15 protein-coding genes are annotated in these 16,073 nt (G+C 68.5%); 5 read left to right on the top strand and 10 right to left on the bottom strand.

The features are described 5' to 3' along the window. Positions 1–109: 109 nt before the first annotated feature. The 3 genes from AADV74_RS09375 to AADV74_RS09385 form a co-directional block, all read right to left on the bottom strand. Positions 110–2,269: an ATP-dependent Clp protease ATP-binding subunit gene (locus AADV74_RS09375; protein ID WP_342113353.1), complete on the bottom strand. Its 2,160-nt coding sequence runs from the start codon at positions 2,267–2,269 to the stop codon at positions 110–112. A gap of 125 nt (positions 2,270–2,394) precedes the next feature. Continuing rightward, a complete protein-coding gene (locus tag AADV74_RS09380) occupies positions 2,395–3,066 on the bottom strand; it encodes a GAP family protein (protein ID WP_342113355.1) in 672 nt (223 codons plus the stop codon). A gap of 60 nt (positions 3,067–3,126) precedes the next feature. Continuing rightward, positions 3,127–4,776 carry a SulP family inorganic anion transporter gene (locus AADV74_RS09385; RefSeq protein WP_342113357.1) on the bottom strand — a complete coding sequence of 550 codons (1,650 nt, stop codon included), beginning with the start codon at positions 4,774–4,776 and terminating at the stop codon, positions 3,127–3,129. A 121-nt stretch (positions 4,777–4,897) separates the two neighbouring features. Here AADV74_RS09385 and AADV74_RS09390 point away from each other — a divergent pair, with 121 nt between their 5' ends. Then, the gene (locus AADV74_RS09390; RefSeq protein WP_342113359.1) at positions 4,898–5,338 is read left to right on the top strand and encodes a nitroreductase family deazaflavin-dependent oxidoreductase; all 441 of its coding nucleotides are present in this window, start codon (positions 4,898–4,900) and stop codon (positions 5,336–5,338) included. On the opposite strand, the gene AADV74_RS09395 is transcribed toward AADV74_RS09390, so the two are convergent. Next, complete coding sequence (locus AADV74_RS09395) at positions 5,335–5,850, bottom strand: DUF2017 family protein (RefSeq protein ID WP_342113360.1); 516 nt, start codon at positions 5,848–5,850, stop codon at positions 5,335–5,337. The two genes, AADV74_RS09390 and AADV74_RS09395, sit on opposite strands and share 4 nt — an antisense overlap. Then, positions 5,847–6,143 carry an ATP-dependent Clp protease adapter ClpS gene (gene clpS / locus AADV74_RS09400; RefSeq protein WP_056170383.1) on the bottom strand — a complete coding sequence of 99 codons (297 nt, stop codon included), beginning with the start codon at positions 6,141–6,143 and terminating at the stop codon, positions 5,847–5,849. Before clpS ends, AADV74_RS09395 begins: the two co-directional genes overlap by 4 nt. A 108-nt stretch (positions 6,144–6,251) precedes the next feature. On the opposite strand from clpS, the gene AADV74_RS09405 reads away from it, so the two are divergent. Continuing rightward, entirely contained in the window at positions 6,252–7,601 is a 1,350-nt protein-coding gene (locus tag AADV74_RS09405) for a hypothetical protein (protein ID WP_342113366.1), read from the top strand. Here AADV74_RS09405 and AADV74_RS09410 read toward each other — a convergent pair. From AADV74_RS09410 to dnaK, 5 genes are all read right to left on the bottom strand, one after another. Continuing rightward, on the bottom strand, positions 7,573–8,709 hold the full coding sequence (locus AADV74_RS09410) for a class I SAM-dependent methyltransferase (protein ID WP_342113369.1): 1,137 nt from the start codon (positions 8,707–8,709) through the stop codon (positions 7,573–7,575). The two genes, AADV74_RS09405 and AADV74_RS09410, sit on opposite strands and share 29 nt — an antisense overlap. Positions 8,710–8,814: 105 nt before the next feature. Further along, positions 8,815–9,231: a heat shock protein transcriptional repressor HspR gene (locus AADV74_RS09415; protein ID WP_342113371.1), complete on the bottom strand. Its 417-nt coding sequence runs from the start codon at positions 9,229–9,231 to the stop codon at positions 8,815–8,817. A 19-nt stretch (positions 9,232–9,250) separates the two neighbouring features. Then, a complete protein-coding gene (locus tag AADV74_RS09420; RefSeq protein WP_342113374.1) occupies positions 9,251–10,237 on the bottom strand; it encodes a DnaJ C-terminal domain-containing protein in 987 nt (328 codons plus the stop codon). Positions 10,238–10,263: 26 nt separating this feature from the next. Beyond that, positions 10,264–10,890: a nucleotide exchange factor GrpE gene (locus AADV74_RS09425; RefSeq protein ID WP_342113377.1), complete on the bottom strand. Its 627-nt coding sequence runs from the start codon at positions 10,888–10,890 to the stop codon at positions 10,264–10,266. Between the two features lie 2 nt (positions 10,891–10,892). Then, positions 10,893–12,743: a molecular chaperone DnaK gene (dnaK, locus tag AADV74_RS09430; RefSeq protein ID WP_342113380.1), complete on the bottom strand. Its 1,851-nt coding sequence runs from the start codon at positions 12,741–12,743 to the stop codon at positions 10,893–10,895. A 377-nt stretch (positions 12,744–13,120) separates the two neighbouring features. On the opposite strand from dnaK, the gene AADV74_RS09435 reads away from it, so the two are divergent. The 3 genes from AADV74_RS09435 to AADV74_RS09445 all read left to right on the top strand — a co-directional run bounded on the left by AADV74_RS09435 (position 13,121) and on the right by AADV74_RS09445 (position 16,015). Continuing rightward, entirely contained in the window at positions 13,121–13,729 is a 609-nt protein-coding gene (locus AADV74_RS09435; protein ID WP_342113384.1) for a hypothetical protein, read from the top strand. A 119-nt stretch (positions 13,730–13,848) separates the two neighbouring features. Continuing rightward, positions 13,849–14,793, top strand: coding sequence for a hypothetical protein (locus AADV74_RS09440; RefSeq protein WP_342113387.1), 945 nt, complete (start codon positions 13,849–13,851; stop codon positions 14,791–14,793). Positions 14,794–15,091: 298 nt separating this feature from the next. After that, positions 15,092–16,015 carry a serine protein kinase RIO gene (locus AADV74_RS09445; protein ID WP_342113390.1) on the top strand — a complete coding sequence of 308 codons (924 nt, stop codon included), beginning with the start codon at positions 15,092–15,094 and terminating at the stop codon, positions 16,013–16,015. Positions 16,016–16,073: the final 58 nt, after the last annotated feature.

Raw genomic sequence — 16,073 nt, forward strand, 5'->3', positions numbered from 1 at the left:
GTGAAGGCATCCGCACGCCGGTGTCCGCTCCGTGACGCGGATCTCCGCCACGTCGCCTTCATACGGAGCCCGGATTGCCTTCACACGGCGGCAGCGCGGGAGACTCCGCCTAAGCCTCCGCGCGCTCCACCGTCAGCGCCTCACCGTCGTCGGCGAGGCCGACCAGCACGCTGTCCCCGTCGCGGATGACCCCGCCGAGCAGCGCCCGGGCGAGCCTGTCGTCGATCTCGTGCTGCATGAGGCGGCGGAGCGGCCGAGCTCCGTAGATCGGGTCGTACCCCCGCTCGGCCAGCCAGGCCCGGGCATCCGGAGTCACACCCAACTGCAGGCGACGCTCGCCCAGCCTCGTCGACAGCCTGTCGATGTAGAGGTTCACGATCTCGGCCAGCTCACCCTCCGACAGGGCCGAGAACACCACGATGTCGTCGAGGCGGTTCACGAACTCGGGCTTGAAGGCCTGCCGCACCAACTGCTGCACGGCGCGCTCCTTGTCGGCCCACTCAATGGAGGGGTCGACGAGGATCTGCGACCCGAGATTCGACGTCAGCACCAGGATCACGTTGCGGAAGTCGACCGTGCGACCCTGGCCGTCGGTGAGCCTGCCGTCGTCGAGCACCTGGAGCAGGATGTCGAAGACCTCCGGATGTGCCTTCTCGACCTCGTCGAGCAGGATGACCGAGTACGGCCGACGTCGAACGGCCTCGGTGAGCTGGCCGCCCTGCTCGTAGCCGATGTAGCCGGGAGGAGCGCCGACGAGCCTGGAGACGCTGTGCTTCTCGCCGTACTCCGACATGTCGATGCGCACCATGGCGCGCTCGTCGTCGAACAGGAAGTCGGCGAGGGCCTTGGCGAGCTCGGTCTTGCCGACGCCCGTCGGCCCGAGGAACAGGAACGATCCCGTGGGGCGGTTCGGGTCGCTGATGCCGGCGCGCGATCGGCGGACGGCATCCGCCACCGCAGCCACGGCGGGCTTCTGCCCGATGAGTCGTCTTCCCAGCTCGGCCTCGAGGCGCAGAAGCTTCTCGGTCTCGCCCTGCAGCAGGCGGCCGACGGGGATGCCGGTCCACGCCGCGATCACGGCGGCGATGTCCTCCTCGGTCACCTGCTCGTTGACCATGCGGTCCTCGCCCGGCGCGCTCTCGGCCTGTTCGGCGGCGACCAGGTGCTCCTGCAGCTCCTTGATGGTCGTGTACTCGAGGCGCGATGCCTCGGCGTAGTTCGCCTCGCGCATAGCGCGGTCGCGGGCCGTGTGGGCCTCGTCGAGCTTCTTCTTGAGGTCGCCGACCCTGGTGAGCGATGCGCGCTCGCGAGTCCAGCGCTCCTCGAGCACGAGCAGCTCGCGCTCCTTCTCCAGGAGTTCGTCGCGCAGCTTGGCAAGACGTGCCTTCGAGGCGTCGTCCTTCTCCTTCTTGAGCGCGAGTTCCTCGATGCGCATGCGATCGACCGAACGCTTGAGCTGGTCGATCTCCACGGGCGACGAGTCGATCTCCATCTTGAGCCGGCTCATCGCCTCGTCGACCAGGTCGATGGCCTTGTCGGGCAGCTGCCTGGCCGAGATGTAGCGATTGCTGAGGGATGCCGCGGCGACCAGGGCGGCATCCGTGATCGTCACTCCGTGGTGAGCCTCGTAGCGGCCCTTGAGCCCGCGCAGGATCGCCACCGTGTCCTCCACCGATGGCTCGCCCACGTAGACCTGCTGGAAGCGGCGCTCGAGAGCGGCGTCCTTCTCGATGTACTCGCGGTACTCGTTGAGCGTCGTCGCACCGATGAGGCGCAGCTCGCCGCGCGCCAGCATGGGCTTGAGCATGTTGGACGCCGCGACCGAGCCCTCTCCGCCACCGGCGCCCATGAGCAGGTGCAGTTCGTCGACGAAGGTGATGATCTGCCCTTCGGCCTCGTTGATCTCCTTGAGCACGGCCTTCAGCCGCTCCTCGAACTGGCCGCGGTACATCGCGCCGGCGACGAGCGCCGAGATATCGAGCGAGACGAGCCTCTTGTTCTTCAGCGACTCGGCGACGTCGCCCGCGACGATGCGCTGGGCGAGGCCTTCGACGACCGCCGTCTTGCCGACGCCGGGCTCGCCGATGAGCACGGGGTTGTTCTTGGTGCGTCGCGTCAACACCTGGCTGACGCGCCGGATCTCGGCATCCCGCCCGATCACGGGGTCGAGCTTGCCGGCCGCCGCGATGGCCGTGAGGTCGATGCCGTACTGTTCCAACGCCGACTTCTGCTCCTCCTGGGAGCTCGGCGCGCCTTGCATGTTCGCCATGGCAGTTCCAATCCATAAGTTGAGTCTGCTTGTATCAACTTTATCGCGGCGCAAGGTATTCCACGAGGGGCGAGTTATTTAGCCCACGATCGGGACTTTCAGTGACGGACTCGCGGATGCCGCTCCTAGAAGCTGCCGATCCCCTTGCCGATCATCACGACGCCGATCACGAGGAGCAGCACGGCCATTACGGTCGCGTTGTTGTGCACCAGCCAGCCGCGCAACGACTCCAACGGAGCCGCCATCTTCGACGATGCGGCGAGGTAGGCGATGACCGGCAGCGCCACGGAGATGGCTGCGATGATCACGAAGATCGCGGTCACGACGACGATCTCGCCGGTCTCGAGGCCGGCTGTGCCGATCACGACGCCGGCACCGGCCGCCATGAGCAGGTTCTTGGGGTTCACAGCTGCGAGCACGAAGCCGAGGATGAAGCCGCGCGTGGTGGTCATCGTGTCGATGGCCGCCATCCACTTGGGCAGCGCGGGTTCCGCACCGGCTGCCGGACGCGAACTCCACTGGCGCCAGGCCAGGAAGAGCAGGCCCAGTCCGAGGAGCAGCTTGATGACTCCCGCGACGGGCTTGGCGGCATCCGGATCGCTCGCGGGGATGATCGAGGAGAGCAGCTCGAAGAGCACGACGGCCACGATGATGCCGAGCACCCAGCCGAGCAGGAAGCCGATGCTGGTGCCCTTGGCCTTCGGCGAGAGCAGCATGAGGATGGCCGCGATGATCGGGATCGGGCTGATCGCGATTCCGAGAGCGAGCGGGAGGACGTCCCCGATGACACTGCCCATGCGTGTTGCCTCCGTCAGCCGTGCGAGTGCCGGCGAGCGCCGGACCCACTGATCTCGACGCTATTGCACTGCGTCGGCGAGGGCCGCTATGGCCGCGCGGTTGGTCTCGAAGACCTGCTCCTGCTTCAGGATGCCGAGCTTCACGAGCCGCGCGTGCGCGTCGGGCCGCATTCGACTGAAGGCGAGCTCGACGTGCTGGGCGTCGAGCCACTCCGAGAGCGCCTCGAAGGCCTCGGCACCCGTGACGTCCACATCAGTGACGGCTTCCATGTCGACCACGAGGTGGTGCACGGTCCCGCTCGGCGCCGCCGAGACGGCCGTCTTGACGGCGTCGGCGAAGACCGAGCCGTTGGCGAAGAAGAGCGGAGCCGCGAGGCGCACCACGATCACGCCCGGGGCCGTGACTGCGCCCGTCGGAGCCTCGTCGAGCAGGGAGTCGGTGGGATTGTCGTTTGCGGCGAGCACGTCGATGGCCGGGTGCGATGCACGCTGGGCGATGTTGATGAGGGCCAACACGAAAGCGACGAGGATGCCGGGGATCGAGCCGATGAAGAGCGTCACGAGGAAGCACACGGCACCGATGGCGAACTCGAAGCGGTCGACCTTCCAGAGGGCGCGGAACTCGCGGATGCCGAGGAGCGGGACGACGGCGAACGCCACGATGGCGCCGATGGCAGGCGACGGGATGTCGGCAAGCAGCGCCGTGCCGAAGATGAGCAGCAGCAGGGTTCCGGCCGCCATCACGAGCGACGGGAGCTGCGTGCGGGACCCTGCCTGGTCCATGGCGGCGGTGCGCGAGGTCGACGAGCCGACGGAGAAGCCACCCGTTGCGCCTGATGCGACGTTGCCGAGGCCGAGGGCGAACAGATCGCGGTTCGGGGACGTGGCGTAATGGCGCTTCTCACCGTAGGAACGTGAGACGAGCAGGCCCTCCGCCGTCGTCACGAGGGTGAGAGCCATCGCCGACGGGATCAGCGCCAGCCACATGGTCCAGTCGATGACCGGCCAGGTGAGCACCGGCGGCCCCGCCTCCACGGCGCCGAGCACGGCGACGCCTGCGTCATCGAGGCCACCGACGACCACGGCGACAGTCGCGACGATGAGCACGACGAGTGCCCACGGCACGGCACGGGCGAAGCGCTTGCCGAGGATGAGCACGGCGAGTGCGAGCACCGAGATGAGCACCGACCACCCGTTGACGGTTCCGAGGCCGGTCACGAGCCCGACGACCTTGTCGACGAACTCGCCGCCGGAATCGATCTTCACGCCGAGCATCTTGGCGATCTGGCTGATCAGGATGTCGAGGGCGAGGCCACCGACGAAGCCCACGAGGATCGGCTTCGACAGGAAGTTGGCGAGGAACCCGAGCTTCAACCAGGCGAGCGCGAGGAACATCATGCCGCAGAGGATCGCCTGAGCCAGGGCGAGCGTGAGGTAGTCGGCGCTGCCGGCCACGGCGAGTCCGCCGATCGACGATGCGACGAGTGCCGCTGCTGCGGCATCCGGAGACGCGACCAACTGCCGCGACGACACTGTCAGCGCGTAGACCACGGCAGGCAGCACCAGCGCGTAGAGCCCGGCTGTCGGCGGCAGCCCGGCGATCTGCGCATAACCGATGTTCAACGGGATCGCGATGGCCAGCAGAGTGACGCCCGCCGTCAGCTCGCGCACGATGTTGCCGCGGTTCAGACCCACGAGCGGCTTCTGCATGGTGTCCCTTCGGCGAACGGCGCGCGTCCGCGACCAGTCTCGACAGTACTGGCGAGTCGGATGCTCCGCCACGAGGTGGCAGGGTGGATGTGAAGCACTCTCAACGAACAGGGGACGACGGATGCCGCTCGAGGGCGAATACGAGCACGGAAGCGCCGACTTCGCGCGCAAGCAGGTCGAGGGTTTCGAGGCCTCGAACGGTGAGAAGCACAACACCATGCGCGGCAAGCCGATCATCGTGCTCACGAGCCGCGGAGCCAAGTCGGGCAAGCTGCGCAAGACCCCGCTCATGCGCGTCGAGCACGACGGGGAGTACGCCGTCGTCGCCTCGCTGGGCGGCGCCCCCAAGCACCCGGTCTGGTACTACAACCTCAAGGCCGACCCGCACGTCGAACTGCAGGACGGTGCCGAGAAGCACGACTACGACGCCCGTGAGATCTCGGGCGACGAGTACGCGACCTGGTGGGAGCGCTCGGTGGCCGCCTGGCCCGACTACGCGAACTACCAGACCAAGACCGACAGGGTCATCCCGGTCTTCGTGCTGACGCGCCGCGAGGGCTAGTCGGGCGCGCCGCCCTCGCCGCCCTCGATCGACTCCAGGGCGGCGATGATCGCACCCTGCAGCCAGCCGAGCCAGTCGTAGAGCGGCAGCAGGGTGAGCAGCTCCTCATCGGGCTCGATCTCGCTGTCGTCGTCCTCGATGCCGAGCCTGTCGGCGAGCACGCTGCGCACATCGGTGAGGTGGGTGAGCCACGGCCAGACGTCGTCGTCGTCGAGTTCGACCTCCACGATCTCGCCGGGATCGAGTTCGCCGACGGATGCAGCAGCGTGCACTGTTCGCGCGGCATTCACCTTGCCCTCTGCGAGGCCGGCGCGCTCGAAGCGCTCGAACTCGGCAGCCGCTGCCGAGTCGTCGCGATAGGCCGGCGGGAACAGCCGCGTGAACGCGCTGTCATGCGGGGCATCCGTGATCAGGTCGGCGATCTGGCCCGCGAGATCGGCCAGCATGGTGGCCTCGTCGGGCTCGAAGTCGATGCGGATGCGACCGGCATCCGTCAACTGCACGCTCGTCATGCGTCTTCCCGGGCGACGGATGCCTGCAGCCCGTAGCCGTGCATGGCCGCCACGTGCCGCTCCATCTGCTCGCGATTGCCGCTGGCCACCGTGGCGCGGCCCTCGTTGTGCACCAGCAGCATGAGGCGATCGGCCTCGGCCGCGGAGTAGCCGAAGTAGCTGCGGAACACGAACGCGACGTAGTTCATCAGGTTGACCGGGTCGTTCCAGACGATCGTCACCCATGGCGTCGCGAGGGCATCACGCAGCTGCCCCTCGAGGCGGGTGTCCATCTGTTCCAGTGTGTCGGGCATCCCGTCAAGCGTCCCACGAACGGCGAGGCGCCGCATCCGCTCGCGCGTCATAGGAATTCCCAAGCAGACGCGCGACCAGCGCTCAGAGTCCGGGAATAGCGTGCGCAGGTGCCCGCCACAGCCCTGCGCCCCGCCGACCTCCTCAGCTCGGCTCGCGGCATCCGGTGGCGGATGTGCACCCGACGCCTGCTGCGATCCCGCCGTGCCCTGGTGATCGCATTCGTGGCGCTGCACCTCGCGTTCCTCGCCTGGCTGCTACCGCTCATGCTCGCCGGTTCCGTCGCAGGCGATCTCCCGCTCTACCGCCAGTGGGCGATGCACGTGATCGATCACGGGGTCTGGGTCGGCATCGACAGCGACTGGGTCTACCCGGTCGGCGCCCTCGCGCCCGTCGTCCTGCCGGCGATTTTCGGCGCCGGGGCGTACCAACTCGTCTGGTTCCTGCTGCTCACAGCGGCGAACGGCGTCTCCCTCTGGGTGCTGACGGATGCCGGCAGGCGACGCAGCGCCTACCCGGCGGCGTGGTGGTGGCTCGGCACCCTGCTGCTTCTCAGCCCCGTGGCACTGCTGCGACTCGAGGGCTTCACGGGGCCGATGGTGATCGTGGCACTCGTGCTGCTGGGCACACGGCCCCGCTTCGCGGCGGCGCTGCTCGCCGCGGCCGCGTGGATCAAGGTGTGGCCGGCGGCCGTGCTGCTCGCCGCCGTCATCTCCTCGGGACGGCGCCGGGTCATCGCGCTGTCGGCGGCGCTCACCTCGTTCGCCATCATCGCGATCGCCGTTGCTGCCGGCGGACTCTGGCACGTCACGAGCTTCCTCACGACGCAGGGCAGCCGCCATCTCCAGCTCGAGTCCGTGCTCGGAACTCCGTGGCTGTGGATGGCCATCGTCCACGTTCCTGGTGCCGAGGTCTACCAGGACTGGGCGCTCGAGACCCGCGAGGTGAGCGGGCCGGGCGACATCTGGATCATGGAGAACGGCACCGGCGTGATGCTGGCCGCCGTCGCCGTGATCGCGATACTGATCGGCTGGGCGCACCGACGCCGCGGGGGCGCCGACGCCTCGCGCCTGCTGCTCACGGGAGCCCTCGCCCTCGCGACGGCGTTCATCGTGTTCGACAAGGTCGGATCACCCCAGTACATGCTGTGGCTCGCGCCCATCGTGGTGGTCGGCATCTCGCAGCTCGGGCGGGCCTGGCGGGCTCCGGCCATCCTGCTCACGGTCATCGCGGCGGCCACCACCCTGGTCTTCCCGCTGTTCTACCTCGAGCTCATCGACCTGAACCCGTGGGCGGCGTCGGTGCTCGGGGTGCGCAACTTGCTGCTGGTCGTGCTGCTCGGCTGGACTGTGCACGAGCTCTGGAGGCTGGGCCGAGATGACGCCACGGATGCCGTTCCGACACGAACCGACGCGGCCCGCGCGACCGGATCTACAGGCGCGTCGACACCGTCACCGTGAACTTGTCGTTGCGCGCCACCTGACGCGTCGGGCCGACCAGCCTGGTGAGCGCCGAGCGATACCCGAGGTGGGTGTTCCAGACCGTCCAGAGTTCGCCGCCCGGCGCCAGCACGCGACCGGCGTCGGCGAACAGCTTGTGCGCCAGGCCCGTGTGCACGGTCGCACCGATGTGGAACGGGGGGTTGAGCACGATGAACTCGGCGCTGGCGTCGGCCTGTGTGCTGAGCCCGTCGTCACGCACAACGCTCACGCGATCGCCGACGCCGTTCGCCTCGGCCGTCTCGCGGGCCGACGCCACAGCGGCGGAGGACTGGTCGGTGGCGAGCACGCGGATGTCGGGGCGGCGGAGCGCCAACACCGTGCCGAGCACCCCGGTGCCGCATCCGAGGTCGATCACGCCTGCGGCATCCGGAGCTGCCTGACCGAGGTGGCCCAGCAGCATCCGTGCCCCCATGTCGACGGATGCCCCGGCGAAGGCGGCCGCGTGAGCCACGATCTCCAGGTCGAGGGCGTCGTCGTGGCTGCGTCGCGGCCAGCTCGGGGTGGCTGGTGCTCCATCGGCGGCACGCTGCCGTGGCTCGGTGGCGAGCAGCACACGCGACTTCTGGCGCGCGAGGCTCACGTCGACACGGCCGAAGTGGCGCAGCAGCACCTCGTTCTGCGCCGGGGTCATGTGCTTGAGGCGACCGCCGGCGACCACCCGTACGTCGGGGGCGGCGAAGCGCGCGATGGCCTCGGCGATCTCATCGAGGGCGTCGAGGCCACGCGGAAGGCGCAGCAGCACGATGGAGGCGCCGGTCAACAGCTTCTCGTCGAGCGCATGGGAGGTGTAGACCTCGGCGAGGTCGGTGGCAGCGGCGTTGCCGGCCAGCGCCAGTTCGCCTGAGAGGTCGTCCTGGTGGGTGCGGATCCCGGTCACCTCGTAGAGCGCAGCAGCACCAAGGGTCAGAGCTCCGTAGTCATCGCCGATGACGACGACGGATGCAGGCTCCGCATCGAGCAGCGCCGGGCCAGCCTCGTCGATGATGAGCCTGTCGGCCGCGTCTGAGGCGAACAGGTTCGGCGCCTCGACGTCGGGGAACCGGCGGAGGGACTCGAACTCGAACATGTGCCAAGGCTACGCTCGCTGAGGCCCGCGCGAAGCGCGCGGTCGAAGCGCAGCAGGTCGCGACGCTTCGGACGGTCGCTTCGCTCGGTCCTCAGCGAGCGAAGGTCACTCGTGATCCAGCGGCCGCCAGACCACGAGCTGGGTCGATCGGCGCACGCGGGTGCCCGCCTTGAGCGAGATGACGTCGCCCTTTGAACCTGCCGCGAACACCCGGCGGCCCGGACGCTGCAGCAATTCGTCGGCGAGCGCCGCCTCGAGCTCGTGCACGCGCTTGGTGAGGGTGACGACCTGGTTCTCCAGGTCGAGCACGCGCTTGATGCCCTCGAGGCTCACTCCCTCGGCGCTCAGCCGGGCGACCTCGCGCAGCTGCACGACGTCGTGCATCGAGTAGCGGCGCGACTGGCCCGTCGTGCGCGACGGAGACACGAGACCGAGCCTGTCGTACTGGCGCAAGGTCTGCGGATGCATCCCGGCGAGCTCGGCCGCGACCGAGATGCCGAAGATGGCGCTGTGCTCATTCATCCGCAGACCCCACTGTCCGTCAACCGCGGGCTCGCGCCAGCAGTTCGTCTCGCGGGTTCTCGGAGGGGAGGGCTGCAGCGAGAGCCTCGACGGCCTCCTGCGCCTCCTTCGAGAGGTGCGACGGCACGGCGATCTGCACGACGGCGAGCAGGTCGCCCGTGCCCTTCGTCGTGGAGACGCCGCGACCCTTGACCCGCAGCACGCGGCCGCCGGGCGTACCCGGGGTCACGCGCAGCTTCACCGTCTCGCCCGTGAGCGTCGGCACCTCGATGGTGGCGCCGAGAGCGGCCTCCACGAAGGTCACCGGCACTGTCACGCGCAGGTTGAGACCGTCGCGCTCGAAGACGGGGTGCTTGCGCACGGCCACGGTGAGGATGAGGTCACCGGGTGTTCCGCCGTCAGGCGATGGCTCGCCCTTGCCGCGCAACCGGATCTTCTGCCCATCGGAGACTCCAGCCGGGATCTTCACCTTGATCTCGCGTCCGGCCGAGGTCTGCAGCGTGATGGTCTCGCCGGTCACAGCCGTCTGGAAGTCGAGCGTCGTCGATGCCGAGACATCGCGACCGGGAGTCGGACCGCCGAAGCCGCGATAGCCACCGCTCGACTGCCCGAACCGCCCGCCCTGACCGCCGAACATGCCGCCGAGCAGATCGTCGAACTGCGTCTGCTGACTGGACTGCTGACCGCGCGCTCCACCGCCGAACATGCCGCCGAAGACATCCTCGAAGCCGCCCTGGCCACCGGCGCCGCCCGCCGTGAAGCGAGCACCGCCGCCCATGGCACGCACGGCGTCGTACTCCTTGCGCTGCTCGGGGTCGGAGAGCACCGAGTTGGCCTCGCTGATCTCCTTGAACTTCGCCTCGGCTGCCGCGTTCCCCGGGTTGGAATCGGGGTGGTACTTGCGAGCGAGCTTGCGGTAGGTCTTCTTGAGGTCGGCCTGCGTCACATCCTTCGAGACGCCGAGAACCTTGTAGAAGTCCTTGTCGAACCAGTCCTGGCTGGCCATCTGGCTCCCTTCTGAGGGTTCGGGGCCTAGGCCGGAACCTTCACGACGACCTTGGCCGCGCGAAGCATGGAGGAACCCAGGTAGTAGCCGGTCTCGACGACGTCGGCGACGGTGTCAGTCTCCACCTCGTCGGTCGGCTGCTGGAAGATCGCCTCGTGGATGTTCGGGTCGAACAGGTCGCCGACGGTTCCGAACGGCGTGAGTCCGAGTCGCTCGACGGATGCGCGCAGCTTCGACGCGATGGTCGAAAACGGCGTCTCCCCCTCGAGGTCCCCGTGCTTCTCGGCACGGTCGAGGTCGTCGAGCACCGGAAGCAGGATCTTGACGACCTCGCCCATCGAGCGCTCGCGCTCGACCTCGCGGTTCGCGTCGGTGCGCTTGCGGTAGTTCGCGTACTCGGCGGTGACCCGCTTGAGGTCGGTGAGGTGCTGCTCCGCGAGTTCCTCGGCGGAGGACTGACCCGAGAGGAAGCTCAGGTCGGCATCCGACAGGCTGGTCTCGACGTCAGGGCCCTCGAAGCCGTCCTCGACGTCCACATCCGACAGTCCAGCCTCGGGGGCGTCCTGTGCGGACGCCCCGTCGGTCTCTGGCTGCTCGGGGCCGTCGTTCGCAGGCTCAGGAGCCGTGTTCTCGTTGTCCCGATCGTCGGCCATGGTTACTTCTGCTCCTCGTCGTCGACGACCTCGGCGTCCACGACATCCTCATCGGATGCCGCAGGCTCCTCGGCTTCGGCGCTGGGAGCGGCATCCGGTGCAGCCTGCGACTGCGAGTAGATGGCCTCGCCGAGCTTGCCCTGCGATGCGTTGAGCTTGTCGAACGCGGTCTTCACGGCCTCGTCGTCGTCGCCGGCGAGAGCACTCTTGAGTGCGTCGACGTCGCCCTGCACCTCGGTCTTGACGTCTTCGGGGAGCTTGTCCTCGTTGTCCTTGATGAGCTTCTCGATCGAGTAGACGAGCTGCTCGGCGGAGTTGCGGGTCTCGGCCGACTCGCGACGCTTCTTGTCCTCTGCCGCGTTCTCCTCGGCCTCGCGCACCATGCGCTCGATGTCCTCCTTGGGCAGCGAGGAGCCGCCCGTGATGGTCATCGACTGCTCGGTGCCGGTGCCCTTGTCCTTGGCTGACACGTGCACGATGCCGTTGGCATCGATGTCGAAGGTGACCTCGACCTGCGGAACACCCCGGGGAGCCGGCGCGATGCCGGTGAGCTCGAAGGTGCCGAGCGGCTTGTTGTCGCGGGTGAACTCGCGCTCACCCTGGAAGACCTGGATGGCCACGGACGGCTGGTTGTCGTCTGCCGTGGTGAAGGTCTCGCTGCGCTTGGTCGGGATGGCCGTGTTGCGCTCGATGAGCTTGGTCATGATGCCGCCCTTGGTCTCGATGCCGAGGCTGAGGGGGGTGACGTCGATGAGCAGGACATCCTTGCGCTCGCCCTTGAGGACGCCGGCCTGGAGGGCTGCGCCGACGGCGACGACCTCGTCGGGGTTGACGCCCTTGTTGGGCTCCTGGCCGGTCTCCTTCTTCACGAGGTCGGAGACGGCGGGCATGCGGGTCGAGCCACCGACGAGCACGACGTGCGCGATCTCGTCGAGCTTCACGCCGGCCTCACGGATGACGTCCTCGAAGGGCTTCTTCGTGCGGTCGAGCAGGTCGCTGGTCATGTTCTCGAACTCGGCGCGGGTGAGCGTCTCGTCGAGGTTGGCCGGGCCGTTCTCGGTGAGCGAGAGGTAGGGCAGCTGGATGCTGGCCTTCATGGAGGAGCTGAGCTCCTTCTTGGCCTGCTCCGCCGCCTCCTTGAGACGCTGCTTCGCGATCTTGTCGTTCGAGACGTCGACACCGGTCGAGTCCTTGAAGCGCTTGATCAGCCAGTCGACGATCCGCTGGTCCCAGTCGTCTCCGCCGAGGCGGTTGTCACCGGCGGTCGAGCGCACCTGGATGGTCGAGAAGTCGTCGTCCTTGCCCACCTCGAGGAGGGAGACGTCGAAGGTTCCACCACCGAGGTCGAAGACGAGGATGAGCTCGTCCTCCTTGCCGCGGTCGAGGCCGTAGGCCAGGGCGGCGGCGGTCGGCTCGTTGATGATGCGCAGCACGTTGAGGCCTGCGATCTCGCCGGCCTCCTTCGTGGCCTGGCGCTCGGCGTCGTTGAAGTAGGCGGGAACGGTGATGACGGCATCCGTCACCGTGTCACCGAGGTACTGCTCTGCATCGCGCTTGAGCTTGGAGAGGATGCGCGAGGAGATCTCCTGCGCGGTGTACTTCTTGCCGTCGATGTCGGTCTTCCAGTCGGTGCCCATGTGGCGCTTCACACTGGAGATGGTGCGGTCGACGTTGGTCACGGCCTGGCGCTTGGCGGTCTCGCCGACGAGCACCTCGCCGTCCTTCGTGTACGCGACCACCGACGGGGTGGTGCGGAAGCCCTCGGCGTTCGCGATGACCTTGGGCTCGCCACCCTCGAGGACGCTGACGACCGAGTTGGTGGTTCCGAGGTCGATACCTACTGCACGTGACATGTGTGTTTCTCCTTCTGCCGCGATGGTGCCGCGGCCTGTGGTTCGGCCTTCCGGCCTGCCCTTCGGCAGGCTCGTGAGAGCGATCCGAAGTCTGTCCATCAAGACTTGAGCCTTGATGACTCAAGTGTTCCACCGGGGCCAAAGGGTGTCAAGCTGAAGACGCCAAAGTTGAGTCGAACCCACTCAACTCCCAGCTTCCGAGGCTGCCTAACCCCTGACCATCAGTCGATTTCCCGGCCCCCGACGGTTGCGCGGAGGGGCCAGGCCGGCTGAATGAGCGTGGATCGCGTGTCGATCGGATCTCGCCCTGATATCGCTTGCGCGACGATCGATCCCATTCCCTGCCAATCGTCACCGTCGCTGCCTACGATGGCGCCATGCCGACCCGGACGCCTCTCGCCCCCGCCGCACTCGCCGCGCTCACCGCCGTGGCCCTCGCCACCGCGCTCGCCCTCAGCGGGTGCAGCGGAGGATCCGCGGGGCCATCGGATGCCGCATCCGGAACCGCGAATCCCACGCCCACCTTCGGCTCCACGACCTCGTCGCCCAGCGCGGTCGCCCCGCGCGACCAGGCGGCGCCCTCGGCCGAGACGCCCATCTCCGCACCGGGCTGCGAGACGTTCCTCACCGAGGAGCAGACAGCGGGGCTGGCCGCGGAGGGCTATGTTCCGAACCCCCTGTCGACGTGGCCCGACGTCATGGCGGAGGCCGCAGCGGCCGGCGGCACCTGGTGCGCCTGGACCAGCCCCGACGGCAGCCCCGACCTCCAAGGCGGTTTCGTCGCCATCCCCGAGGCCCTCTGGCAGGCGAAGCGCGGCGACCTCATCGCGCAGGGCGCCACCGAGGACGACGCGAGTTACCCCGGCTTCATCGCCCTGCCCGATCAGGGTGCGCCGGACGTCGATGGTGGGTTCGTCTACGCCAACGGCTACCTCGTCTACGTGAGCGATCCGAAGCTGGCGGCGACGGTGACGGTGCTCCACTAGCGCGCTCGCTCGCGCAGCACTTTCGGCTGGGATGTAGCGCCCTGAGCAACCGAAACTGCTGCGCGGGCGGCGGGATGCCGGCCCTCCCCATCCCGTGAGCGGTCGGACGGAGTCGACGGATGCCGTCCGTCGACGAGCGCCGGCACGGGCGAGAGCGACCATCGGGCATGCGCCGCCCAGCCCCGTTACCGCCCGTGCTCGCCACGCGACCCTTCACCGTCGCGGACGCCGAGCACCACGGGGTGACGCGAGCCCGCACCCGGGCGAACGACCTCGGCTCGCCGTTCCGTGGCGTTCGGACCGCGACCGTCCCCGACGACCTCGAGGCCCTCTGCCACGCCTACGCCGCCCGGATGCCGGCAACGCAGTACTTCAGCCACTCCACCGGCGCCCTGCTCTGGGAGATCCCGCTCCCGCGCCGGCTGGAGGCCGAGTCGTTGCTGCACGTGAGTTCCGCTGCCGGCAGCCAGCCACCCCGCATTCGCGGCACCGTCGGCCATCGAGGAGCTCGGGACGCCGTCATCGTGCGCCATCGAGGGCTCTCCGTCGCTTCCCCGTGCGACGCCTGGTGCCAGACCGTCAGGCTGCTGAGCCTGGACGAAGCGATCATCGCCGGAGATCGCCTCGTCGGCTGGCCGCGCCCGCTGGTCACCCTCGGTGACCTGGACCTGGCGATCGCCGCGTTCGGTGCGCGACCCGGCGCCCGCCGCATCGCCTCGGCACGCACGTCGATCCGGGAGCGCTCCGCCTCCGCCCGGGAGAGCCGCCTGCGCCTCGTGACGATGCGCGGTGGGTTTCCCGAGGCGGAGCTCAACAGCGCTATCGCCCTGTCGTCCGGTCGGAACACGCACGGCGACCTCGTCTACCGCCGCTACAAGGTGCTGCTCGAGTACGACGGCGAGCAGCATCGCCTCGACGGGCGCCAGTTCGCGACCGACGTGAACCGGCTCAACGACCTCTCCGAGGACGCCTGGATCGTCATCCGCGTCGGCAAGCACATGAGCGAGCGCGAGGTGCTCGCCCGCCTCGAACGGGCGCTGTCCTCCCGCGGCTGGACGCGATGATCCTCCGGCGCTGCAATTGCGGCCGGAATGCGCTCCCCGAAGCGACCACAACTGCAGCACGGAAGACGGCAGGAGCACACACGCGCGCCCATTGCCCCCACGGCGCGCGCGGGCGTAGGCTGAGCGCGCGCGTTCGCGCATCCGTTGCACCGGAGATCGAAGGGAGTGATATCGCATGGCCGTCTTCTCAGTGACACCTGCTCACTCCTCCTTCCTCGAGGTCATCCGCTAGCACCCGCCCGGCGTCTCACGCGGCGCGGACATCCGGTGGCCTCCGTCTCATCCGGAGAACATCACCTTGTCTGTCGACACCCCTGTCACCACCCCCACCCTCACGAGCCCGAGCACCAGCACGAGCAACAGCACCAGCACGAGCAACACGACTCCCAGCACAGCCTTCGACGAGTTCGACGGCGCCTTCAACCCTGCCGAACCCGGTGATGGCCAACGTTGGTCGACCTGGCCGTCCATCACGCCGTCCGAGCGTGGACCCCAGCCGTATCCCTCGTGGCTCGTCACGAGCGCGGCCGCCTTCGACACCGAGCTCGGCATCGTCAAGACCGGCAAGGAGGGCGACGTGTTCCTCATCGAGCGCGGCGTCCCCGACGACGGCTCCGGCAGCCCCGGGCCCAGCTGCCTGCTCGCAGCCAAGAGATATCGCGGCCTCGAGACCAGCGACTTCCACCGATCCGCCCAGTATCAGGAGGGGCGACGGATGCGGAACACCCGCGACACCCGAGCCATCGCGCGCGGCTCCTCCTACGGCCGCAGCGTCGCCTCCGGGCGATGGGCGTTCGCCGAGTTCGAGGCGCTCTGCCGTGCGCACGCGGCCGGCGTCCCAGTCCCCTACCCCGTGCAGGTGAACTCCACCGAGGTGCTCATGGAGTTCATCGGCGACGGCCGCACCGCCGCACCGCGCCTCGCCCAGGTGCGGGCGCGACGCGACGAGCTCGAGCCGCTCTTCGACCAGACCTTCGAGATCATGCGCTCCTTCGCCAGGGCCGGCGTCGCCCACGGAGACCTCTCCGCCTACAACCTGCTCGTGCACGACGGCCGCGTCGTGGTCATCGACCTGCCCCAGCTCGTCGACGTCGCCGCCAATCCGGGCGGCCTCGACTTCCTGCACCGCGACGTGACGAACGTGTGCACCTGGTTCAGCAGGCACGGCCTCGACCGGGACGCCGAGTCATTCTTCGCCGAGCTCGTCGCCGAGCTGTGGTGACGGATGCCGGGCCCGGCCGTCGGGCCGGCTTCCGGCGCTCGTATTCCGATACCGGGAT

It is taken from the genome of Leifsonia stereocauli (assembly GCF_038432415.1).
Taxonomy (GTDB): Bacteria; Actinomycetota; Actinomycetes; order Actinomycetales; family Microbacteriaceae; genus Orlajensenia; species Orlajensenia stereocauli.